The organism is Achromobacter spanius, from assembly GCF_003994415.1.
Classification (GTDB): domain Bacteria; phylum Pseudomonadota; class Gammaproteobacteria; order Burkholderiales; family Burkholderiaceae_B; genus Achromobacter; species Achromobacter spanius_C.
In genome coordinates, this window is sequence record NZ_CP034689.1 from 2,112,825 (window position 1) to 2,134,098 (window position 21,274).

General features: G+C 64.4%; 16 protein-coding genes. 12 read left to right on the top strand and 4 right to left on the bottom strand.

Annotated elements, in window-relative coordinates; translation table 11 throughout:
• Positions 1–45 precede the first annotated feature (45 nt).
• The 7 genes from ELS24_RS09660 to ELS24_RS09690 all read left to right on the top strand — a co-directional run bounded on the left by ELS24_RS09660 (position 46) and on the right by ELS24_RS09690 (position 5,502).
• A complete protein-coding gene (locus ELS24_RS09660) occupies positions 46–927 on the top strand; it encodes a transporter (RefSeq protein ID WP_127183957.1) in 882 nt (293 codons plus the stop codon).
• A 33-nt stretch (positions 928–960) separates the two neighbouring features.
• Complete coding sequence (locus ELS24_RS09665; RefSeq protein WP_050449073.1) at positions 961–2,154, top strand: amine dehydrogenase large subunit; 1,194 nt, start codon at positions 961–963, stop codon at positions 2,152–2,154.
• The gene (locus tag ELS24_RS09670) at positions 2,151–2,702 is read left to right on the top strand and encodes a MauE/DoxX family redox-associated membrane protein (RefSeq protein WP_050449074.1); all 552 of its coding nucleotides are present in this window, start codon (positions 2,151–2,153) and stop codon (positions 2,700–2,702) included. The genes ELS24_RS09665 and ELS24_RS09670 overlap by 4 nt, the downstream gene beginning before the upstream one ends.
• An 11-nt stretch (positions 2,703–2,713) precedes the next feature.
• Positions 2,714–3,352, top strand: a complete 639-nt coding sequence (gene mauD, locus ELS24_RS09675; protein ID WP_050449075.1) for a methylamine dehydrogenase accessory protein MauD — start codon at positions 2,714–2,716, stop codon at positions 3,350–3,352.
• On the top strand, positions 3,336–3,869 hold the full coding sequence (locus ELS24_RS09680) for a methylamine dehydrogenase light chain (protein ID WP_127183958.1): 534 nt from the start codon (positions 3,336–3,338) through the stop codon (positions 3,867–3,869). Before mauD ends, ELS24_RS09680 begins: the two co-directional genes overlap by 17 nt.
• A gap of 20 nt (positions 3,870–3,889) precedes the next feature.
• The gene (locus ELS24_RS09685; RefSeq protein ID WP_230696006.1) at positions 3,890–4,399 is read left to right on the top strand and encodes a c-type cytochrome; all 510 of its coding nucleotides are present in this window, start codon (positions 3,890–3,892) and stop codon (positions 4,397–4,399) included.
• 149 nt (positions 4,400–4,548) lie between these two features.
• The gene (locus ELS24_RS09690; RefSeq protein ID WP_050449078.1) at positions 4,549–5,502 is read left to right on the top strand and encodes a helix-turn-helix domain-containing protein; all 954 of its coding nucleotides are present in this window, start codon (positions 4,549–4,551) and stop codon (positions 5,500–5,502) included.
• Between the two features lie 52 nt (positions 5,503–5,554).
• Here the strand turns inward: ELS24_RS09690 and ELS24_RS09695 are convergent, their stop codons facing one another.
• Complete coding sequence (locus tag ELS24_RS09695) at positions 5,555–6,229, bottom strand: epoxyqueuosine reductase QueH (RefSeq protein WP_127183959.1); 675 nt, start codon at positions 6,227–6,229, stop codon at positions 5,555–5,557.
• A 96-nt stretch (positions 6,230–6,325) separates the two neighbouring features.
• Positions 6,326–9,118, bottom strand: a complete 2,793-nt coding sequence (gene glnE, locus ELS24_RS09700; protein WP_127183960.1) for a bifunctional [glutamate--ammonia ligase]-adenylyl-L-tyrosine phosphorylase/[glutamate--ammonia-ligase] adenylyltransferase — start codon at positions 9,116–9,118, stop codon at positions 6,326–6,328.
• Positions 9,119–9,244: 126 nt separating this feature from the next.
• Here glnE and ELS24_RS09705 point away from each other — a divergent pair, with 126 nt between their 5' ends.
• Positions 9,245–12,928, top strand: a complete 3,684-nt coding sequence (locus ELS24_RS09705; protein WP_127183961.1) for a YhdP family protein — start codon at positions 9,245–9,247, stop codon at positions 12,926–12,928.
• Between the two features lie 84 nt (positions 12,929–13,012).
• Here ELS24_RS09705 and rho read toward each other — a convergent pair whose 3' ends face one another.
• Together rho and trxA are read right to left on the bottom strand one after the other, a co-directional pair.
• Positions 13,013–14,272: a transcription termination factor Rho gene (gene rho / locus ELS24_RS09710; RefSeq protein ID WP_006218533.1), complete on the bottom strand. Its 1,260-nt coding sequence runs from the start codon at positions 14,270–14,272 to the stop codon at positions 13,013–13,015.
• Between the two features lie 113 nt (positions 14,273–14,385).
• The gene (gene trxA, locus ELS24_RS09715; protein WP_006218534.1) at positions 14,386–14,712 is read right to left on the bottom strand and encodes a thioredoxin TrxA; all 327 of its coding nucleotides are present in this window, start codon (positions 14,710–14,712) and stop codon (positions 14,386–14,388) included.
• A gap of 325 nt (positions 14,713–15,037) precedes the next feature.
• Between trxA and parE the strand changes: the two genes are divergently transcribed.
• Genes parE through ELS24_RS09735 form a run of 4 tightly spaced genes read left to right on the top strand, consistent with a single transcriptional unit; the run spans position 15,038 to position 21,257 of the window.
• The gene (gene parE, locus ELS24_RS09720; RefSeq protein WP_127183962.1) at positions 15,038–16,999 is read left to right on the top strand and encodes a DNA topoisomerase IV subunit B; all 1,962 of its coding nucleotides are present in this window, start codon (positions 15,038–15,040) and stop codon (positions 16,997–16,999) included.
• The gene (locus ELS24_RS09725; protein ID WP_127183963.1) at positions 16,999–17,601 is read left to right on the top strand and encodes a YcxB family protein; all 603 of its coding nucleotides are present in this window, start codon (positions 16,999–17,001) and stop codon (positions 17,599–17,601) included. The genes parE and ELS24_RS09725 overlap by 1 nt, the downstream gene beginning before the upstream one ends.
• Before the next feature lie 46 nt (positions 17,602–17,647).
• Complete coding sequence (gene parC, locus ELS24_RS09730) at positions 17,648–19,978, top strand: DNA topoisomerase IV subunit A (RefSeq protein WP_050449084.1); 2,331 nt, start codon at positions 17,648–17,650, stop codon at positions 19,976–19,978.
• Positions 19,979–20,036: 58 nt separating this feature from the next.
• Positions 20,037–21,257: a DUF418 domain-containing protein gene (locus ELS24_RS09735; protein ID WP_127183964.1), complete on the top strand. Its 1,221-nt coding sequence runs from the start codon at positions 20,037–20,039 to the stop codon at positions 21,255–21,257.
• Positions 21,258–21,274 lie beyond the last annotated feature (17 nt).

Below are 21,274 nucleotides of genomic sequence, written 5' to 3' on the forward strand. Positions count from 1 at the left end.
GGGCATACCGGCGGCGGCGCGTTCGCGACAACCAAGGGGAAGTGGATGGCAGGCAAGACATACGGCCGCGCCCGGGTGGGCGCAGCGCTGGCGCTGGCAGGGGCGGGTGCATTACAGCCGGCTTGGGCGGGTGACCCCAGCGCGCGCGACTGGATCCCGGCGCCGGTGGGCACCAATATCGTGGCGGGCTATCTGGCCGGCCTGCGCTCGTCCGGCTTGTACTCGCAGGGCAAGCGGGTCGACGATGCGTCCGTGGACGTCAACGCGCTGGTCTACCGTCAGATGCACTACCGTGATTTCTACGGCAAGACGGTGCAACTGGAATTCATCGTGCCCATGTACCGCACGTCGCTGGACCTGCCGGGCGTGCCTGGCGATCATCAAACCGGCATTGGCGATGTGACGCTGGGCTCGGCAATCTGGCTCCACAACAACGAGCAGACCAAGACCTGGTTCGCCTGGGAGCCCTTCATCGTGGCGCCGGTGGGCCGCTACGACGGTTCGCGGCCCGATGTGTCGCCCGGCAAGAATCGATGGTCAACCATCCAGGACTTTTCATTCGTCAAAGGGGTGGGCGAATCCACCTATCTGGAAGCGATCGCCGAAGTTGAAATCTATGGCCGCAACACCGACTGGTACGGCCAGACCTTGAAGAAAGACCCATCGTTCCGCTTCTTCGCGCTGGCCTCGACCAACCTTACCCCGGACACCTATACGGGCATCCGCTACCGCTACGAGACGGGCGGGCGCGAAACCGCATCCGGGGAAACGGTGGCAACCCGGGCCCGCAATCACCAGGTGGCGCTTGAACTCACGCACCAGATCAACGACGCCAACCAGATTCAAATGCAGTACATCCACGACCTGAAGGTCGAGAACGGGCCGCGCATGCGTGGCGTGCAATTGCGCTACGTCTACGCGTTCTAGGGAATCGGATCACATGACACCAGGAGAATATCGATGATTGCGCGTCGAGCCAGATCACGAGCGTTGCGGGCAGGCCGCTGGGCGCTGTGCGCCGCCTTGGCCAGCGCCTCGGGCCTAGCCTGGGCGGACTTGCCCATAGAGGAACTCAAGGGTGGCACCCGCTTGCCCCCGGCCACGGCGCACCGGCTGTACGTCATGGACGCGGCCTTCAACCACCTGGTCGACAGCCGGGTCAACATCTATGACGGCGATACCGGAAAATTCCTGGGGCTGGTGCCGACTTCGTTCAACGGCCACATGACGGTGTCGTCCGACGGCCGCGACATCTATGTCATGACGACCTATTACGAGCGGCTCAATCGCGGCAAGCGCACCGACGTCATCGAAGCCTGGGACGCCGAAACCTTGACGCCCAAGTACGAGGTGCCCATTCCGCAAAAGCGCGCGCAAGCGCTGAATTACCGCAACTACCTGCGCCAAAGCACCGACGGTGAATTGTTGTTCGTGCAGAACGCCACGCCCGCTACCTCGGTCACCGTGGTGGACGTGAAGACCCGCCAGTTCGCCGACGAGATCACGGCCGCGGCCGGGTGCTGGAGCGTCATTCCGCTGCCTTCGCGCCCGCGCAGTTTCACCACGATATGCGGCGATGGCGCGCTGCTGACCATCGACCTGGACGCGGCCGGCAAGCCCGCCGCCCAGCACCGCAGCCAGCCGATGTTCGACCTGGAAAAAGACCCCATCTTCACGCACACCGAGAACCTGGGCGACACCTTCTATTTCGTGTCCTACAACGGCAACGTTTACACCGCCGACTTCAGCGGCAAGGAAGTCAGTTTCGGCAAGCCATGGTCGCTGCTGGACGCCTCCGGCAAGGACCAGGGCTGGCGGCCGGGCGGCTACAACCTGCTGGCCGTCAACCGCGCGCTGAAGCGGCTGTACGTGGGCATGCATCCGAACGGCGCGGAAGGCACGCATAAAACACCCGCCGCCGAGATCTGGGTCTATGACCTGGAATCGCGCAAGCGCGTGGCGCGCGTACCGGGCAAAGGCGCGCTGTCGATGTCGGTATCGCAGGACGACAAGCCGCGCCTGTTCACCATTGACGGCGGCAACGTCAGCGTCTTTGACGCCGCGCCGGCCGCACCGGTATTCAAGACCACCATCCAGGCAGCAGGCGAAACCGCGCTGCAGGTCGAGCCGCAGCCATTCAAGGGGGCGCCATGAACGACCCCGTTTTGTTCTATGGCGCAAGCGCCGCGCTGGCCTGCGTGCTGCTGTTGGGCGCGCTGGAAAAAATGAAGGATATGACGGCGTTCTCGGCTGCGGTGTCGGCCTACGACATCCTGCCGTCAAGCTGGGGCGGCATGTTCGCGCGCGGCTACGTGCTGGCTGAGTTGGCGGCGGGTGTGTTGCTGCTGATACCCGGGCAGCAAGCCGCGGGCGCTCTGTTGGCGTTGGGGGTGCTGGCCGTGGCGACGTCGGCGCTTGCATACAACCTGGCGCGCGGGCATCGCGATATTGATTGCGGTTGCGGCGGGCCGGCTTCGCGCGCAGCGGGCGGCGCGCAAGTGGGCTTGTCCTGGTGGCTGGTGCTGCGCAACGGCGTCCTGGCGCTATGGGCAATGCCAGCCCTTGCGTCCCTGGCGGGGCAAGCGCGCAGCCTGCAATGGGCGGATGCCGCCGCCGTGTTCGGCCTGGCAATGACCGCCGTGGGCCTGTACTTCACCGCCAATCACTTGTTGGCCTCGCATCTCAAGCTGCGGAATCTTTGAAGGAGTTTCATATGGATGCCTTGATCATTTCCAATTTCCTGCTGTGGGGCGTGGTGCTGTGCCTGGTGCTGGTCATCCTGGCGCTGTCCCGGCAGATCGGCGTGTTGTACGAGCGGGTGGCGCCGATGGGCGCGTTGACCATGGACAAGGGCCCCGCCGTGGGCGAGGCCGCGCCGCGTTTCGCCTTGCCCGACCTGCTTGGGCGCCGCATCACGATCGGTGAACGTGGCCAGCACAGTCAGTTGCTGTTTTTCCTGTCGCCAACCTGCCCGGTGTGCAAAAAGCTGCTGCCTATCTTGAAGTCGGTCGCCAATACCGAAAGCGCGTGGTTGCGCATCGTGTTGGCCAGTGACGGCGAGATGCCCGATCATCTGGCGTTCTATAAGCAGGCCGGTTTGGAGCGCTTTCCGTACTTGTTGTCCACCGAGCTGGGCATGAAGTTCCAGATCAGCAAGCTGCCCTATGCGGTGCTGCTGGACGAAACGGGCACCTTGCGCGCCAAGGGCCTGATCAATTCCCGCGAGCAGTTGGAAAGCCTGTTCACGGCCAAGGAACTGGGCGTGGCGTCGGTGCAGGACTTCCTGGCCGCAAGCACGCTGGACGAGACCCGGATTTCCCGCAAGGAGAGCGGCAATGCACTGGCTGGATAAACTTGGAGAGCGCGCCACGCGCTCGGTTGCGCACGCCACGTCGCGGCGCAGCGTGCTGAACCGCATCGGCAAACTGTTGGTCGGCACGGCCTTCCTGGTGCCGGTGCTGCCGGTGGCGCGGTCGGCGCCCGCGGCCGGCAAGAAGCCGCAAATGGACGACACGGCTTGCGACTACTGGCGCTACTGCGCGGTGGACGGCTTTTTGTGTTCGTGCTGCGGTGGCAGCATGACGTCGTGCCCGCCCGGCACTTCGCCGTCGGCCGTATCGTGGGTGGGCACATGCCACAACCCCTTGGACGGCAAGGACTATCTCATCAGCTACAACGATTGCTGCGGCAAGACGGCGTGCGGCAAGTGCATGTGCGCGGCGGCCGAACGTGAACGTCCGGGCTATCAGATGTTCCTGCACAACGACGTGAACTGGTGCATGTCCAATGAATCGTCGATCTTCCACTGCACCACATCGGTGATCGTGGGCTTGGCCAAACCCCAGGCGAAGGCGCCGGCCAAACCATGAGGCCAGGTGGCAAACGGCGAATGACGGGACGTCGGCGGCCCTGGGCCGCTGGGGTCGCGGGGGTTGCAGTCCTGCTGCTGGTTGCGGGGCAGGCGGTAGCAGCGGACGATGCGTCCACGACCGCCCGCTTGCGGCAGGCCGTGCGCGCTGACTACGTCCTGCAATGCGCAGGATGCCATCGGGTGGACGGGCGGGGCAGCAACCCGCATGGCATTCCGGATTTTCGCCAGTCCGTGGGCGCGTTCGTGCATTTGCCCGAGGGCCGCGAATACCTGATCCGCGTGCCGGGCGCCGCCCATTCGCAGCTCAGCAATGCCGAGCTGGCGGCCGTGCTGAACTGGGTGCTGACGGAGTTCAGCGCCGCGCAATTGCCGGCCGATTTTGCGCCCTATACCGAAGCCGAAGTGGCGGTGGCGCGCCCGCGGCGGTACGACGACGTGGTGCCGGTGCGCCATGATCTGGCCAACAAACTGTCGTCCATGGGCTTCAGCTTGTCTGCATATTCTTACGGCAGCGACAGAAAACCCTAGCCCGGCAAGAACTTAGGGGTTGTCACGGATATTCCCTGCCCAAGCGCGGTGCTAGAAAGAGGCAGCATTCCATTCAACGCTGTAGCTGTGCCGCAGGGCTTGCCGTTCAAGGCACAAAAGGCACGCCGTTTCGAGACGCCGGAGTCGCCATGTCATCATCGCTTTTGCACAGTCCGCCCAGGCATTTCCTGGACTGCGCCAGTTGGCAGGAAAGCATCAGCAGCACCTTTGTGCCCTTGGAAGTGTCGGCGGTGTTTCCGTCGCGCTTCCGCAATAGTGTGGCGGTGGACGCTTTGGGCTGGATGCACGTCAGCGAACTGCGCAGCAGCGCGCAGCGCGTGCGGCGCAGCAAGCTGCTGGCGGGGCGGTCCGAAGAAGCTGGCTACAAGGTCACGCTGCAACTGGCTGGCCGAAGCGAAATTCGCCAATCCAACCGCACGGCCTTGCTGATGCCGGGCGAATGGAGCATCTACGACACCACACGCCCCTATGAAGTCGATGTAGATGACGGCGCGCATTTTCTGGTGATGCAGGTGCCGGGCAAGCATGCCGAAACCTGGCAACCGCATATGCAAAACGCCGTGGCGCGCAGCTTCAGTGCGCGGCAGGGTTGTGGCCGCATGGCCATGGACCTGTTGCGCGTGGCCTTGGGCGAGCATGCCCATTTGTCGGAAAGCGCCGCGCGCGACGCGGCCAATGCCGTGCTGCAGATGATGGGGCTGGATATCAGCGAACGGGCGGGAGGCATGGCCGAGCAGGATCAGGCCGGTTTGAAGCATGCGCAGTTGCGCCGGGTGCAGCAGCATATTCTTGAAAACCTGCACGATCCGGCCCTGTCGCCGGCGTCCGCGGCGGCGGCATTCCGGATGTCGCGCCGCTACCTGTACAACCTGTTCGCGCTGGCCTCCACCACGCCCGCTGACTTCATTCTTGGCGCCCGGCTGGAACGCTGTCGCGACGTGTTGCGCGATACGACGCAGGCGGCGCGGCAAATTGGTGATATTGCCTACCGCTATGGGTTTTCAGACGCGGCGCGATTCAGTCATGCATTTCGCAAGCGCTTCGGGGCATCGCCATCCGAATACCGGCGCCAGGAGCGCTAGGGCTCCAAGCTTTGCGGTCCCGCCTGACAAGGACGCAAACGCAGCGCTGTGATCAGAGCTGCTCTTCGTTGATGAGGTCTTCCTTGCCGTAGAACTTCACACCGATGTGGATGCGGTCGCGGCCTTGCGCGCGGCGGTGGCGGTTGGTGTCGCGCAGCGAATAGACGCAGCCGCAATATTCCTGCTGGTAGAAGTTTTCGCGCTTGCTGATTTCGATCATGCGGGCCGAACCGCCGCCTTTGCGCCAGTTGTAGGTCCAGTAGATCAGGTCATCGTAGCGGGCCGCCGCGCGTTCGCCGCAGCCGTTGATCTGGTTCATGTCTTTCCAGCGCGAGATGCCGAGCGAGCTGGTGATGGTGTCAAAACCGTGCTCGTGCGCGTACAGCGCGGTGCGCTCAAAGCGCATGTCAAAGCAGGCGGTGCAGCGCTCGCCGCGTTCGGGGGCGTCTTCCATGCCCTTGATGCGGTCGAACCAGTTGTCCATGTCGTAGTCGGCGTCGATGAACTCGATGCCGTGCTGTTCGGCGAAGCGGATGTTTTCCTGCTTGCGGATCTCGTACTCTTTGACCGGATGAATGTTCGGGTTGTAGAAGTAGATCGCGTAGTCGATGCCGGAAGCCGTCATGGCTTCCATGACCTCGCCGGAACAGGGCGCGCAGCACGAGTGCATCAGCACCTTGCGGCGGCCGGCGGGAAGGTCAAGCTTGGGGCGGACGAGTTCGGACATGGCTGGCGTGCGGTAAAAAAGGCGGAAAACTCCTTATTTTACCGCGAGTTGGGGGGGGCGCCGGGCCGGGCCTTGGCGCTGCCCCTTGGTTCTTTCCTAGCTCTTTTCCGTAGCACCGCTACCGAGCACCGCTTCCCAGAGTTCACGCACGGCCGCGCGTTCGGCCCCTAGTTGTTCCGGCCCCACCCGCGCCTTTTCCACGCCCTGCATGCGCATTTCGTGCTGCACGCGGCGCAAGCTGCGGTAGGCGTCGGCGGCGCGTGCGGCCAGTTCGGGCGCAATCAAGCCGGCTTCGCCCGCCAGCCGCAGCAAGGTGATGTTGCCCAGGTTTTTCACGAACACGGGGTGCGTGGCCGCATAGCAAAGCACCAGGTACTGCGTCACGAATTCCACATCGACCATGCCGCCACGGTCATGCTTCAGATCGAACTGCTGGCTGGTGTTGGGATGGCCGGCGTTGATCTTTTCGCGCATGGCCAGCACCTCGTCCCGCAACGCGGCGGGGTCACGGGGCTGCACCAGAATCGCTTCGCGGATCTGCTCGAAGCGGGCGCCCACCTGGGCATCGCCCGCGGCGTGGCGGGCGCGTGTCAGCGCCTGGTGTTCCCAGGCCCAGGCATGCTTGTGCTGATACTGCTCGAAGGCCTCGACCGAAACGGCCAGCAGGCCGGCGTCGCCGTCCGGTCGCAGGCGCAGATCCACTTCGTACAGCCGGCCCGACGAAGTCATGGTGGACAGCCAGGACGTCATGCGGCGGCCGAGCTTGGCGTAAACCTCGGCGGCATCTTCACGCGGATCGTCAAACAGGAACACCAGATCCAGGTCGGACGCATAGCCCAGTTCCTTGCCGCCCAGCTTGCCGTAGGCGATGACGGCAAAGCGCGGCGGGGCGCCTTCCACCTTGTTCACCAGCGGCCAGGCGCGGTGAATGGTTTCGGTCAGCAGCAGGTCGGCCAGCGCCGACAACTGGTCGGCCAGCTTCTCCACCGTGAGCTCGCCTTCCAGATCCTGCGCCAGCAGTTGAAAGCTGGCTTGGCGTTGCACGTCGCGCATCAGGTTCATCTGCCGTTCGACGTCGGGGACGCCATCGGGCAGGCGGCAAGCGTCCAGGTCGGCGCTGAGTTGGCGCGCGATCTGCGCAAAGTCCAGCGGTTCGAACAGCGTGCGCCAGTCGATCAGGCTGTCCAGCAGCAGCGGATGCTGCGTCAGGTACTGGGCGGCCCAGGGGCTGGCCGCCACCATCCGCGCCACGCGCGCCAGCGTGTCGGGGTATTCGGCCAGCAGCGCCAGATAGGCGCTGCGCTGGACAATTTTCTCGATCAGGTCAAACAGGCGCACTGCCGCATTCAGCGGCGCCGAGGTCTGCCGAGCCGCGCGCAAGGCGGCCGGCAGCAGGGCTTCCATGCGGCGGCGGCTGCTCTCGGGCAGGCTGCGTACCCGATGGCTGCCCAGCAGCGTTTCGGTACGCCGAAGCAGGTCTTGGGCCTCGTCGCCGAAGGCCTGCCGGATCTGTTCGGCAAGCTCGCATTCGCTGCCCGGCTCTTCGGTGTCGTTGGTCGCTTCGGCCGACGTGCCGGTGTCTTCCGCGTCGCCCATGCCGACCATGCGGAAGACGTTGCGGAAGGTCTGCGACACGAACTTGCGGTGCGCGGCCAGCGTGCTTTCAAAGTCGTCCGGGCTCATGCCCAGCGCGGCGGCCAGTGCGGCGCGCTGCGCGGGGTCGCCCGGCAGCAGGTGGGTTTGCTCGTCTTCGCGATACTGCAAGGCATGTTCGGTGCGGCGCAGGTAGCGGTAGGCCTCTTCAAGACGCCGCGCGTCTTCCTCGGGCACCAGGCCCGCCAGGCGCTCGGCATGCAGGGCTTCCAGCAGGCCGCGCTTTTGCAGGGCGGGCATGCGGCCACCGCGGATCAATTGGGCAAGCTGCACCACGAATTCGATTTCGCGGATGCCGCCGTCGCCCAGCTTGATGTTGTTGGCGCTATCGATGCCGTTGCGCGCCATGGCGCGGCGCTGCCAGTCCTGACGGATGCGTTCACGCAGCGCGCGCAAAGCGGCCAGCGCATCGAAGTCGAAGTATTTTCGATAGACGAACGGCACGCGCAGGCTTTCCAGTTGGCGAGCCTGCGCGGCGCTGTCGCTGCCTTCAAACGCCTGCGCGGGCATCAGGCGGGCCTTCAGCCAGGCATAGCGTTCCCATTCGCGCCCCTGGCCGATCAGGTAGTGCTCAAGCGCGTCCAGGCTCCAGGCGAGCGGGCCCGCGTCGCCGTCGGGGCGCAGTCGCAGGTCGGTGCGGAATACCTGGCCATTGGCGTCCACTTCCGAAATCACCGGCATCATGCGCCGCGTCAGCCGGCCGTAGAACTCGTGATGGCTGATGCGGCGCGGGCCGTCCGTTTCGCCTTCTTCGCCATACAGCATGATGAGGTCGATGTCGGAAGACACGTTCAGCTCGCAGCCGCCCAGCTTGCCCATGCCGACAATCAGCATCTCTTGCGGCTTGCCGGTGGCGGGGTCGCGCGGCACGCCGTGCACCGCGGCCAGCTCGGCGGCCACGCTGCGGTAGGCTTGCGCCACCGCGATGTCGGCCAGCGTGGTCATTGCGCCCACCACTTCTTCAAGGTCGGCCTGGCCGGACAGGTCGCGCACGATCAGTACGCTGAACACGCGTTCGCGCAATTTGCGCAACACCATCCGGCAGGTGTCCAGCGGCAGGGTGGACGGCGCGTCGGGCCCGGCCAGTTCAGATTGCCATTGGGCCATCCTGGCGGCGGTGACGGGCTGTTGCACGGCATCCGCCAGCCACGCGGCCAGGTCGGGATGGGCGTCCAGGCGGCGGCGCAAGTGGCCGGACCAGGCAAGAGCGGGGGCAAGCAAAGAGGGCGTGGACATGGTGTTGGGACGGCAGACGGATGAGCGCGTTTCAGGTATAAGTGGGGACGATACCGCAAGACATATTCTCCTGCCCACCGATCCGTGTCTGTTTCAAAAAAAGCCCCCACGCCGCGCGCGCGACGCGTGATCCGCTGCCTATTCTGGGCCGTGTTGATCGTCTATTGCGTGGCGGCTGCGGGGTTCTTGGGCGTGCGCTACTGGGTGCTGCCTCGCGTGGGCGAATGGCGCCCTCAAATTGAAGCGTACGCCAGCGAGGCCTTGGGCGCTCGCGTCACCATCGGCGGCATCCAGGCCAACTGGCAAGGCCTGAATCCACGCTTGGATCTCACCGCTGTGCAGGTCGTCGACCACGACGACGCAACGCCCGTGCTGTCCCTGCCTTCCGTTTCCGCTGTGCTGGCCTGGCGCAGCGTGCTGACGCTATCGCCAAGACTGGTGCGTTTGCAGGTCGAAAAGCCCGAGCTGACCTTGCGGCGCGATGCCGCGAACCACCTGTGGGTGGCGGGGCAGAATATCGACTTGAACGCCAAGGACCATCAGTCCGATCTGGATCACCCGGCCTTGCAATGGTTGGTGCGGCAGCGCGAACTGCTGATCAACGATGCAACGATCGTCTGGCAAGACGACCTGCGCCGGGCTCCTCCGCTGCCACTGACCGGCGTTGATTTCTTGATGCGCAATGGCAGCTTGTCGCACCGTTTTGTGTTGCGGGCGTCGGCCGGCGAGGCCCTGGCTCGCAAGGTGGAATTGCGCGGGGAATTCAACCGCGGCCTGTTCGCCGCCAATGCCGCCAACCCGGCAAACTGGAGCGGCCAGCTCTATACGGAACTGGACGATGTCGAACCGCAGTCCTGGGCGCCTTGGGTCCAGGCGCCTGTGATTGCGGGACGGATCGCCGGTCGGGCCTGGCTGCAACTGGATCGCGGCAAGTTCACCGTGCTGACGGCTGATGTTGCCGTGCGAGGCGTGGACTGGGTGGCGTCCAAGGACGGGCCGGCCGTACAAGGCGCGTCGGCGCAATTTCGCGTGCAGGGGCTGCCGGGCGACTTTGTTCAACTTGATGGGGTGCCGCTGGCGCGCAGTGTCGGCGCTGCGGACCTGTCGATCAAGGGGGCGGTGCAACAGTTGCGGGTAACGCTGCCTGGCGTGTTCCAGGAACCGACCCTGGCCGCGCGCGAACTATCCGTGGATGCGCAGGTAAAGGGGCCGGACGCGGATCATTGGTTTGTCGACGTTGCGCAAGCGCATGTCGTGAACGATGACCTGGACGTGCGCGTGCAGGGGCAATGGAAGCCGGAAGGCAAAACCGCGGCGGGTAGTGTCGATATGCGCGGCACGATGGTGCGCGGCGCCATGCCGGCCATCCATCGATATCTGCCGCTTGAGGTGAATGCCGACGCGCGCGAATGGCTGGCGGTTGGGTTGCCGGCGGGGGAAATGCGTTCGGCTGCCATCACGCTCAGGGGAGACCTGGATGACTTTCCCTACGCCGCGCCGGATGCCAGCGGCGAATTCGTCATTGCCGGCGCATATGCGGGCGCCAAGGTCGACTACGCGCCGCCGGGTTCGCACCACAAAGGCTGGCCCGTGCTCGAGAACCTGTCGGGCAATTTCCGCATTGACAAGGTAAGTCTGACGCTGGACAGCGCGGGTGGCGCGACCACACAGACCGGGCCGGGACAGGTGGTGAATCTTGGCGCGATGACGGCCACGATCCCGAACATGGATGATGGTGCCGAACTGCTGCTGGACGGTGAGACCGCCGGCCCCGTTTCCGCGTATCTCGCCATGGCGGCCAATTCCCCCCTGGGCGGCTTGTTGGACGGCGCGCTGGATGAGGCGCGCGGCACCGGCGACTGGCGCGTGCCGATAAAGCTGAAAGTGCCGCTGTTGAACACCGACAATACCGAAGTGCAGGGCCACATCCTGTTCGAGGACAACAGCTTTACGTTCATGCCGGAAATGCCGCTGCTCACAGGCCTGCATGGCGACCTGGAGTTCTCTGAAAAAGGGGTGCGCACCAAGGAGATCCGTGGGCAGTTCCTGGGCGGGCCGGTCAAGATCTTCGGCACTTTGGCGAAAAATTCGGACGTGCTGCAATTCGAGGGGGCGCTGACGGGGGACGGCTTGTCGCAACTGAGCAATACGCCTTCCATGTCGCGATTTTCCGGCAAGACGGGCTACAAGGGCCGGCTGGGTTACCAGAAGGGCGGTTCGGTTGATATTTCCATGGAAACCGATCTGGCGGGCCTGGCGATCGACATGCCGGCGCCAGTGGGCAAGGCCGCCTCGTCGGCGCGTATGTTGAAGCTGCAGTGGGGTAAAGCGGAGGATCGCGGTGCAAAAGACCGGCGCTGGCTGACGGCCAGCCTGGGCGAAGACGTCAATGCGCTGTTTGAGCGGGACGCGGGCGGTGGCGCATCGTACTTCGCTCGTGGCGCGCTGGGCATTGGCCGACCTGCCAGTTTGCCGGATCGGGGGCTTAGCCTGAACGCCAGCCTGCCCGAGCTGGATATGGACACTTGGGAAACGGTGGTGGACGGCTTCGAGGCGCCGGCGGGCAAGGGCGGGGGCCGGAAAGCCGCGGCCAAGCCGGTCTTTCCCGAGCCGGAGCGCATCAGCCTTGCCACCGGCATCTTACGCGCAAGCGGTTACACCTTGAACGACCTGACGCTGTATGCAATGCGCCCGGGGCCGTCGCAATGGCGGGTGGACATCCAGTCGCGTCAGGCCGCGGGGTCGTTGGAATGGCGGGAAGCGTCCGGGGCGATCGCGGGCCAGATTACTGCCCGGATGAAGCACCTGTCGTTTGGGGGCGAGGGCGATACCAACGAGGCCGACAAGGCCCTGGCGTCTGGCAATGACCTGTCGGATATCCCCGCCATCGACCTGCAGGCCAAGGAATTCCTGTTGTACGGCAAGAATGTAGGCGAGCTTCAGGTGGTGGGCACGAACCTTGCGCGTGGCCGGCAATGGCGGCTGGACAAGCTGACCATCACCAACGACGCGGCCACTTTGAACGCCGTGGGAAGCTGGCGTCTGGAAGGGCCGGACCGTGGCTTGAGCGTGGACACGAACGCCAGCTTCTCGGATCTGGGCAAGTTCATGACGCGAATCGGCTTCGATGGCGTGGTGTCCGGAGGCTCGGGTACGGCCCAAGGCAAGGCAACCTGGCGCAACCTGCCATGGACCCACAATATTGCGGACATTGGCGGTGAGGTTACCGTCAGCCTGGACAAGGGCCGCTTCATGCACGTGAATTCCCGCACGGCACGCCTGCTGGAACTGCTGTCGCTGCAATCACTGCAACGGCTGGCGCGGCTGGACGTCAACCCCACCAATCTGCTGCGGGACGGCTTTCCGTTCGACACCATTCGGGGCCACGTGAAGATGGCGGACGGCAACATGTCTACCGAGGGCTACAAGATCAACGGACCCGTGGCAACCATCGTCTTGGCGGGCGGGGTCAACCTTATCCGCGAACGTTGGGACCTGAAGGCCGTGGTGATTCCAAACCTGGACGCCAGCGGCGCAGCCATGGTGACGGCGCTGGCGGTGAACCCGCTGATCGGCCTGGGCGCATTTGTCACGCAATGGTTGTTGAAACAGCCGTTGGCGCGCGCCATGACCATGGAATATTCCGTGACGGGTAACTGGGACGATCCGCAGATCGAGCCAATTGAGACCTCGGGCAAGGGCGAGGGCGCCGGCCCGGGCACCGACGCTGGCAAAGAGCCGCCCAAGCATACGCCGCGTCCCGCCAACGCCCCGGCTCGCAGCCGCATACCGGAGTTTATCGAGCACTGATGTCGTACTTGCGGCCGCCATGCTCCGGTAGCCCTCAAAAAAATAAACCGCCCGTAGGCGGTTTATTTTTGACGCGAAGCCAGGTTACTTCTTCTTCATCATGTCGAAGAATTCGGCATTGGTCTTGGTGGCGCGCATCTTGTCCAGGATGAACTCCATGGATTGCACTTCGTCCATGTCGTGGATGAACTTGCGCAGCACCCAGACCTTTTGCAGCAGGTCGGGAGCAATCAGCAGTTCTTCGCGGCGGGTGCCCGACTTGTTCAGGTTGATGGACGGGTAGACGCGCTTTTCAGCCAGGCGACGCTCAAGGTGGACTTCGGAGTTGCCCGTGCCCTTGAATTCTTCGTAGATGACTTCGTCCATGCGGCTGCCGGTTTCGATCAGCGCCGTACCCAGGATGGTCAGTGAACCGCCTTCTTCCAGGTTGCGGGCCGCGCCGAAGAAGCGCTTGGGGCGTTGCAGGGCGTTGGCGTCCACACCGCCGGTCAGCACCTTGCCGGAGGCCGGCACCACGGTGTTGTAGGCGCGGGCCAGACGGGTGATCGAGTCCAGCAGGATCACGACGTCTTTCTTCATTTCGACCAGGCGCTTGGCCTTTTCGATGACCATTTCAGCCACTTGCACGTGGCGGGTAGCGGGTTCGTCGAAGGTCGACGCCACCACTTCACCGCGCACCGTGCGCTGCATTTCGGTCACTTCTTCCGGGCGCTCGTCCACCAGCAGGACAATCATGACGGCGTCGGGGTAGTTGGTGGTGATGGCATGCGCAATGTGCTGCATCATCACCGTCTTGCCGGACTTGGGGCTGGCGACGATCAAACCGCGCTGGCCCATGCCGATGGGGGCGAACACATCCAGGATGCGGCCCGTCAGGTTCTCTTCGCTCTTGATGTCGCGTTCCAGACGCATCGTGCGGTTCGGGTGCAGCGGCGTCAGGTTTTCGAACATGATGCGATGCTTGATCGCTTCGGGCGCCACGCCGTTGACCTTGTCCACCTTGACCAATGCAAAGTAGCGTTCGCCGTCCTTCGGCGTGCGCACTTCACCTTCGATGGAATCGCCGGTGTGCAGGTTGAAACGGCGGATCTGCGAGGGCGAGATGTAGATGTCGTCCGTGCTGGCCAGATACGAGGTCTCGGGCGAGCGCAGGAAACCGAAGCCGTCAGGCAGGACTTCCAGGACACCGTCGCCAAAGATCTGCTCGCCTTGCTTGGCGCGCCGTTTCATGATGGCGAACATCAGCTCCTGCTTGCGCAGGCGGTTGGCGTTCTCGATTTCCAGGCCAGCGGCCATTTCGAGCAGCTGCGAGACATGCAGCGCCTTCAGTTCATTGAGGTGCATCGCGGTGAATGTGGGGGAAAAGTAAAGGAGGGTTCTGGCGGCGCGCCACGGACGGGCTCGCGCGGTATTGAATGAGCGCCGCCTCCGGGGCGGCGCCTTTCACAGCACGCAGTTTACAACGCGCCGTCCAGGAATGCGGTGAGTTGCGACTTCGACAGCGCGCCAACTTTGGTGGCGGCGGCTTGGCCGTCTTTAAAGAGCATAAGGGTGGGAATGCCGCGGATGCCGTACTTGGTGGCGGTACCCTGGTTTTCGTCCACGTTCAGCTTCGCGATCGTCAGGCGACCCGCGTACTCGGTGGCGACTTCTTCCAGGATGGGGGCAATCATCTTGCAGGGGCCACACCAGGCAGCCCAGTAGTCCACCAGCACCGGCTGGCCGGATTTCAACACATCGGCATCGAAGCTTGCGTCACTGACGTTCTTGATTTGGTCGCTCATGATGGTGATTCTCGGTTCGGCAGCAAAAGGCGCGTAAAGAGACGCGCCTTGCCGTTGTTCTTGTATGTGGAATGGATTAAAGCATACCACTGTCAATAACAACAGGCATACCACTGTTAATAACAACAGGGTTTGCTGGTTTTGTGTAGGATGTTGCGGCGCAGTCATTGTGATCCGGGTCATTCTGCCCTGACGCGCTGGCTGTGACTGTCATCATCCTACCGAATTCGGAACTGGTCAGGTCGTGCGCAACCCACCGGGAGCCGCGCGGAATCTAGGCTTATCCGTAAAATGTCGGTTTTTTTCCACAGATGTTGGGGATAACTTGGCCACTCCACGTTACACCGAGGCGTCCATTCGCGTCCTGAAGGGGCTGGAGCCCGTGCGGCAGCGCCCGGGCATGTACACCCGCACCGAAAACCCCCTGCACGTTGTGCAGGAGGTCATTGATAACGCCGCAGACGAGGCCTTGGCCGGCTACGGCAAACAGATCCAGGTCACGCTGCATATTGATGGCAGCGTGTCCGTTGAGGATGATGGCCGCGGCATCCCCGTCGGCCTTCATCCCGAAGAAGGCGCGCCCGTCGTCGAACTGGTCTTCACCCGCCTGCACGCGGGCGGCAAGTTCGACAAGGCGGGCGGCGGCGCCTATGCATTCTCGGGCGGCCTGCACGGGGTGGGCGTTTCCGTCACCAATGCGCTAGCGACCCGGCTTGAAGTCGTGGTCTGGCGCGACGGCGCGGTCAACCGCCTGGTGTTCAAGGGCGGCGATGTTGCCGAACCCTTGGCCCCGTACGACCAGGGCGGCCGCAAGAAGTCCGGCACCCGTGTGCGCGTCTGGCCCGACGCCAAATATTTCGATAGCCCCAACATCCCCTTGGGCGAACTGACCCATCTCTTGCGCAGCAAGGCCGTGCTGTTGCCGGGCGTGAAAGTCACGCTGGTCAATGAAAAAAGCGGCGACACCAAGACCTGGCAATACGAAGACGGCCTGCGCGGTTACCTGGCCGAGGCGCTGACCGGCGCCGAACTCATGGTGCCGTTCTTCGAAGGCCAGCAGTATGCCGGGGCTGATCACGAGAACTTCGCCGAAGGCGAGGGCGCGCAGTGGGTGGTGGCCTGGACCGAGGACGGCAATGCCGTGCGCGAGTCCTACGTGAACCTGATCCCGACGCCAGCCGGCGGCACGCATGAATCCGGCTTGCGCGAAGGCCTGTTCGGCGCGGTGAAGGGCTTTGCCGAACTGCACAGCCTGTTGCCCAAGGGCGTGAAGCTGCTGCCCGAAGACGTGTTCGCCCGCGCCAGTTTCGTCTTGTCCGCCAAAGTGCTGGACCCGCAGTTCCAGGGCCAGATCAAGGAACGCTTGAACAGCCGCGACGCCGTGCGCCTGGTGGGCGGTTTTTCCAAGAGCGCGCTGGACCTCTGGCTGCACAGTAACGTTGAATACGGCAAGAAGCTGGCTGAACTGGCCATCCGCCAGGCGCAGGCGCGCCAGCGCTCGGCCCAGAAGGTTGAAAAGCGCAAGAGTTCCGGCGTGGCGGTGTTGCCGGGCAAGCTGACCGATTGCGAATCCAGCGACGCCAGCCGCACTGAAGTGTTTTTGGTTGAGGGCGATTCCGCTGGCGGCTCCGCCAAGATGGGGCGCGACAAGGAATTCCAGGCCATCCTGCCCCTGCGCGGCAAGGTGCTGAATTCGTGGGAAGTGGACCGTGACCGGCTCTTTGCCAACAACGAAATTCACGACATCTCGGTGGCCATCGGCGTGGACCCCCACGGCCCGAACGACACGCCCGACCTGTCCGGCCTGCGCTACGGCCGCATCTGCATCCTGTCTGACGCTGACGTCGACGGCTCGCACATCCAGGTCCTGCTGCTGACCCTGTTCTACAAGCACTTTCCCAAGCTGGTTGAAGCCGGCAACGTGTACGTGGCCAAGCCGCCGCTGTTCCGCCTGGATGTGCCCGCCCAGGGCAAGCGCCCGGCCAGGAAGATCTATTGCCTGGACGAAGGCGAACTTGAAGCCGCGCAGGACAAGTTGCGCAAGGAAGGCGTGCGCGAAGGCGCCTGGGCGGTCAGCCGCTTCAAGGGCCTGGGCGAAATGAATCCGGAACAGCTCTGGGAAACCACCATGAATCCGGACACGCGCCGCCTGCTGCCCGTGGGCTACGGGGATCAGACCCCGGAAGACACCACCCGCATGTTCGACATGCTGATGGGCAAGGGCGAGTCTTCGCAGCGCCGCGCCTGGATCGAGGAAAAGGGCAACCTGGCCGAGCTGGACATCTGATGACGTCCACCGTGCCCGACCCCGCCTCCGCCCGCATGACCGTCGACATGACCGCCGACGACTACGCCGAGTTCGCTGCCTACGTGTACCGGCGGCCCGAGCTGCGCCGCCGTCGTTACCGGTCGCACCTGCGCTTTGGCATCCTGATGATCGTGGCGCTCTTCGCCTACCTGGTCTGGCAGACCTGGGACGGCAAGGGGCCCAACTGGTCCCAGATGCTGCCCGTGTACTTCCAAGGGCTGGCGGTGGGCCTGGGCATTCTGGTGCTGTTGGCGCTGGCCTATGAGTTCGCGCTGCCGCCGCTGGTCCGAATGAACACGCGCCGCATGCTGAACAAGCAGCCCGACGATCTGTTCCTGGGCCGGCATCAACTGGACTTCGGGCCCGAGGGCATTCTGGATACCACCACCCGCGCCTCCGGGCGCATGGAGTGGTCGGATATCCGGCGCGTCGAGGAGACCCCGCAGCACCTCTACGTCATTCTGGGCACCTTGCAGGGCGTGATCATTCCCAAGCGCGGCCAGGACGCCGCCACGCTGGCCGCGGTGCGCGAGCAATTGCGCACGCACGTCGCCGACACCCAGCTAGCCCCGTCCGCGTGAAGGCGCATTGACGCCGTTTCGATGAAATTGTCTACCTGAATACAACATGACCGACAGCAATCAACCCGGCCTGTTCGACCCCACCCCGCCCGATGGCGACGGCGATGCCAATGCCGCCATCACGCTGGCGCGCTACGCGGAACAGGCTTACCTGGACTACGCGGTCTCCGTCGTGCGCGGCCGTGCCTTGCCCGACGTGGGTGACGGGCAAAAGCCCGTGCAACGCCGCATCCTGTTCGCCATGCAGGCGATGGGGCTGGCCGCTGGCGCCAAGCCGGTGAAGTCCGCGCGCGTCGTGGGCGACGTGCTGGGTAAATACCACCCGCACGGCGACCAGGCTGCCTACGACGCCATGGTCCGCATGGCGCAGGACTTTTCGCTGCGCTATCCGCTGATCGATGGCCAGGGCAACTTCGGTTCGCGCGACGGCGACAACGCCGCCGCCATGCGATACACCGAAGCGCGCCTGACGCCCATTGCCAAGCTGCTGCTGGATGAGCTGGACGAAGGCACGGTCGATTTCGTGCCCAACTATGACGGCAGCCAGGAAGAGCCGCAGATGCTGCCCGCGCGCTTGCCGGTGATGCTGCTGAACGGCGCTTCCGGCATTGCGGTCGGCATGGCTACCGAGATTCCGTCGCACAACCTGCGTGAAGTGGCGCAAGCCTGCGTGGCGCTGATCAAGCAGCCGCAACTGCCGGACGCCGAACTGCACGCCATGATCCCGGGGCCGGACTTTGCCGGCGGTGGCCAGATCATCACGCCCGCAGCCGACATTGCGCAAATCTACGGCGGTGGCCGTGGCTCGCTGAAGGTGCGCGCGCGTTGGACGTTCGAAGAAATGGCGCGCGGCCAATGGCAACTGGTGATCACGGAACTGCCGCCGGGCACCTCGGGCCAGAAGGTGCTGGAAGAGATCGAGGAAATCACCAACCCCAAGATCAAGTCCGGCAAGAAGAGCCTGACGCCCGAACAAACTCAGGCCAAGGCGGTGATGCTGAACCTGCTGGACGCCGTACGCGACGAATCCGGCAAGGATGCGGCCGTGCGCCTGGTGTTTGAACCGAAGACCTCGCGCGTGGACCGTGACGAATTCGTCAACACGCTGCTGGCCCAGACCAGCATGGAAAGCAGCTCGTCGATCAACCTGGTGTGCATCGGCACCGACGGCCGTCCGCGCCAGAAGGGCCTGCGCGACATCCTGGTCGAATGGGTGGCGTTCCGCACCAATACCGTCGTGCGCCGCACGCGCTTCCGGCTGGACAAGGTCACCGACCGCATTCATGTGCTGGAAGGCCGCATGCTGGTCTACCTGAACGTCGATGAAGTCATCCAGACCATCCGCGAATCCGACGAGCCGCGCGCCGCGCTGATGGAACGCTTCAAGCTGTCCGAGCGCCAGGCGGAAGACATTCTGGAAATGCGCTTGCGCCAGTTGGCCCGTCTTGAAGGCTTCAAGATCGAGCAGGAACTGGCCGACAAGCGCAAGGATCAGATTTCGCTGCAGGAACTGCTGGACAATCCGACGACGCTCAAGCGCCTGCTGATCAAGGAAATCGAGGCCGACGCCAAGCAGTACGGCGACGACCGCCGCACCCTGATCGAAACGGCCGAACGCGCCGTGCTGGAAACCAAGGTGCTGGACGAACCGGTCACCGTGATCGTCTCGCAAAAGGGCTGGCTGCGCGCCCGCCAGGGCCATGGCCACGACGCTGCGCAATTCACCTTCAAGCAGGGCGATGACCTGTACGGCGCCTTCGAATGCCGCACCACCGACACCCTGATCGCCATGGGCGACAACGGCCGGGTGTATTCGGTGCCTGTCGCCGGGCTGCCGTCCGCGCGCGGCGATGGCCAGCCGGTTACGACCATGATCGATCTGGAATCGGGCACGCGCATCGTGCATACCATCGCGGCATCGCCAGACTCCCGCTGGCTGTTGGCTACGCGCGGCGGCTACGGCTTTGCGGCCAAGCTGTCCGACATGGTCAGCCGCCAACGCGCTGGCAAGCAGTTCATCACACTGGAAGCTGGCGACGAAATGCTGCGCCCGGTGCCGCTGTTCGTGGGCGCCACGCAACTGGCCTTGCTGTCGGCTAAGGGCAAGTTCCTGGTGTTCGGCCTGGATGAATGCAAGTCCTTGTCGGGTGGCGGCCGCGGCACCATCCTGATGGGCCTGGATGCGTCCGACAAGCTGGATCAAACGGTGCCGATCGGCGCACGCGGCCTGCGCGCCACGGGCATTTACCGCAACAAGCTCACCGAGGACATCCTGGCGGGTGACGCCTTGGCGCCCTATGTGGGCAAGCGCGCGCGCAAGGGCCGTCAACTGGATGTGCGACCCAAGCAGCCGGTGCTGTCGCCGGTATTGGGGTAGGGCAGGCGCGGGGGGGCGCGGCGAAGCCTCGCCCCTCTTGCTAAAAGGCTTCCACGTCATGGACATATCCACGCACCCAGGGCTCGCGCCGCCCTCATCGGGGCGCCTGGCGCATGTGGACGCGCTGCGCGGCTTTGCGCTCTTTGGCATCCTGATCGTGAATATCGGCGTGTTCTCGTCGCCGTTCTATGGCGCGGGCGTGGCCGACCCCGTCTATTCGCGTCCGTTGGATCTGGGCGTGCGCTGGCTTATCGCTTGGCTCTTCGAGACCAAGTTCTACCTGCTGTTCTCGTTTCTGTTCGGGTACAGCTTCACCTTGCAGATGGCGGCGGCCGAGCGCGGCCAAGTCGCCTTTGCGCCGCGATTCCTGCGTCGCCTGGCCGGGCTGGCCGTGTTGGGCTTGGCGCACGCCGTGCTGTTCTACCAGGGCGACATTCTGGTGACCTATGCGCTGCTGGGACTGGGCTTGCTGGGATGCCGGTCCATGGCGCCGCAACGCGCATTGCATGTGGCGTTGTGGCTGATCGTGCTGACGGCGTCGGTGTGGGCGCTGCTGGGTTGGCTCAGCTTCCTGGACCCCGTGCCAGCGGGCTATCTGGCGCAATACAAGGCGCAGGCGCTGGCGGCCATCGAGGCCTATCGCGGCGACATCGGCACTACGATCGCGCAGCACATCCATGAACTGACCACCTCCGTCTGGTTCATGGTCTTGTTCGTGCAAGGCCCGTTCGTCTTTGCCATGTTCCTGGTCGGCTACGCGCTGGGCCGGCGCAATGCGTTGGCGGACCCCTGGGCGCGGCCGGGCGTGTTGTGGCTGGTGTGTGCGCTGGGCCTGCTACCCGGCCTGGCCGGATCGGCGCTGTACGCTACGTCGTCCCTGCCATTTGCCGGCGCGGCCTGGGAGCTGCCCGGGCTGGCCGCTGACCTCTTGACGGCGCCGTTGCTCAGCATGTCGTATGCGGCTCTTTTCTTGCTGGCGCTGCGCACGCGGGTGCTTGGGCGCGCGTTGATGTGGATGGCGCCCGCCGGGCGGATGGCGCTAAGCAACTACCTGATGCAGTCCGTCATCTGCGCCTTTCTGTTCACCGGCTGGGGCCTGCGCCTGTTCGCATCGGTGTCGCCCCTGGCGACCGTCGGCATCGCGGTGGCGATCTTCGCGGCGCAGTTGCCATGGTCCGCATGGTGGTTGCGGCACCATGCCTACGGGCCGGTGGAATGGTTGCTGCGCGCGCTGACCATCGGGGCCTTGCCGCCCTGGCGGCGGACCCCCGCAGGCTGATAACAAGGCCAGCCGTG

Excerpts from the sequence above, each read along its gene's own strand:
- ELS24_RS09735 (WP_127183964.1), top strand. The coding sequence starts at position 20,037 with ATGGACATATCCACGCACCCAGGGCTCGCGCCGCCCTCATCGGGGCGC.
- ELS24_RS09685 (WP_230696006.1), top strand. The coding sequence starts at position 3,890 with ATGACGGGACGTCGGCGGCCCTGGGCCGCTGGGGTCGCGGGGGTTGCA.
- ELS24_RS09690 (WP_050449078.1), top strand. The coding sequence starts at position 4,549 with ATGTCATCATCGCTTTTGCACAGTCCGCCCAGGCATTTCCTGGACTGC.
- glnE (WP_127183960.1), bottom strand. The coding sequence starts at position 9,118 with ATGTCCACGCCCTCTTTGCTTGCCCCCGCTCTTGCCTGGTCCGGCCAC.
- ELS24_RS09665 (WP_050449073.1), top strand. The coding sequence starts at position 961 with ATGATTGCGCGTCGAGCCAGATCACGAGCGTTGCGGGCAGGCCGCTGG.
- mauD (WP_050449075.1), top strand. The coding sequence starts at position 2,714 with ATGGATGCCTTGATCATTTCCAATTTCCTGCTGTGGGGCGTGGTGCTG.
- ELS24_RS09725 (WP_127183963.1), top strand. The coding sequence starts at position 16,999 with ATGACGTCCACCGTGCCCGACCCCGCCTCCGCCCGCATGACCGTCGAC.
- parC (WP_050449084.1), top strand. The coding sequence starts at position 17,648 with ATGACCGACAGCAATCAACCCGGCCTGTTCGACCCCACCCCGCCCGAT.
- ELS24_RS09695 (WP_127183959.1), bottom strand. The coding sequence starts at position 6,229 with ATGTCCGAACTCGTCCGCCCCAAGCTTGACCTTCCCGCCGGCCGCCGC.
- rho (WP_006218533.1), bottom strand. The coding sequence starts at position 14,272 with ATGCACCTCAATGAACTGAAGGCGCTGCATGTCTCGCAGCTGCTCGAA.
- trxA (WP_006218534.1), bottom strand. The coding sequence starts at position 14,712 with ATGAGCGACCAAATCAAGAACGTCAGTGACGCAAGCTTCGATGCCGAT.
- ELS24_RS09660 (WP_127183957.1), top strand. The coding sequence starts at position 46 with ATGGCAGGCAAGACATACGGCCGCGCCCGGGTGGGCGCAGCGCTGGCG.
- ELS24_RS09680 (WP_127183958.1), top strand. The coding sequence starts at position 3,336 with ATGCACTGGCTGGATAAACTTGGAGAGCGCGCCACGCGCTCGGTTGCG.
- ELS24_RS09670 (WP_050449074.1), top strand. The coding sequence starts at position 2,151 with ATGAACGACCCCGTTTTGTTCTATGGCGCAAGCGCCGCGCTGGCCTGC.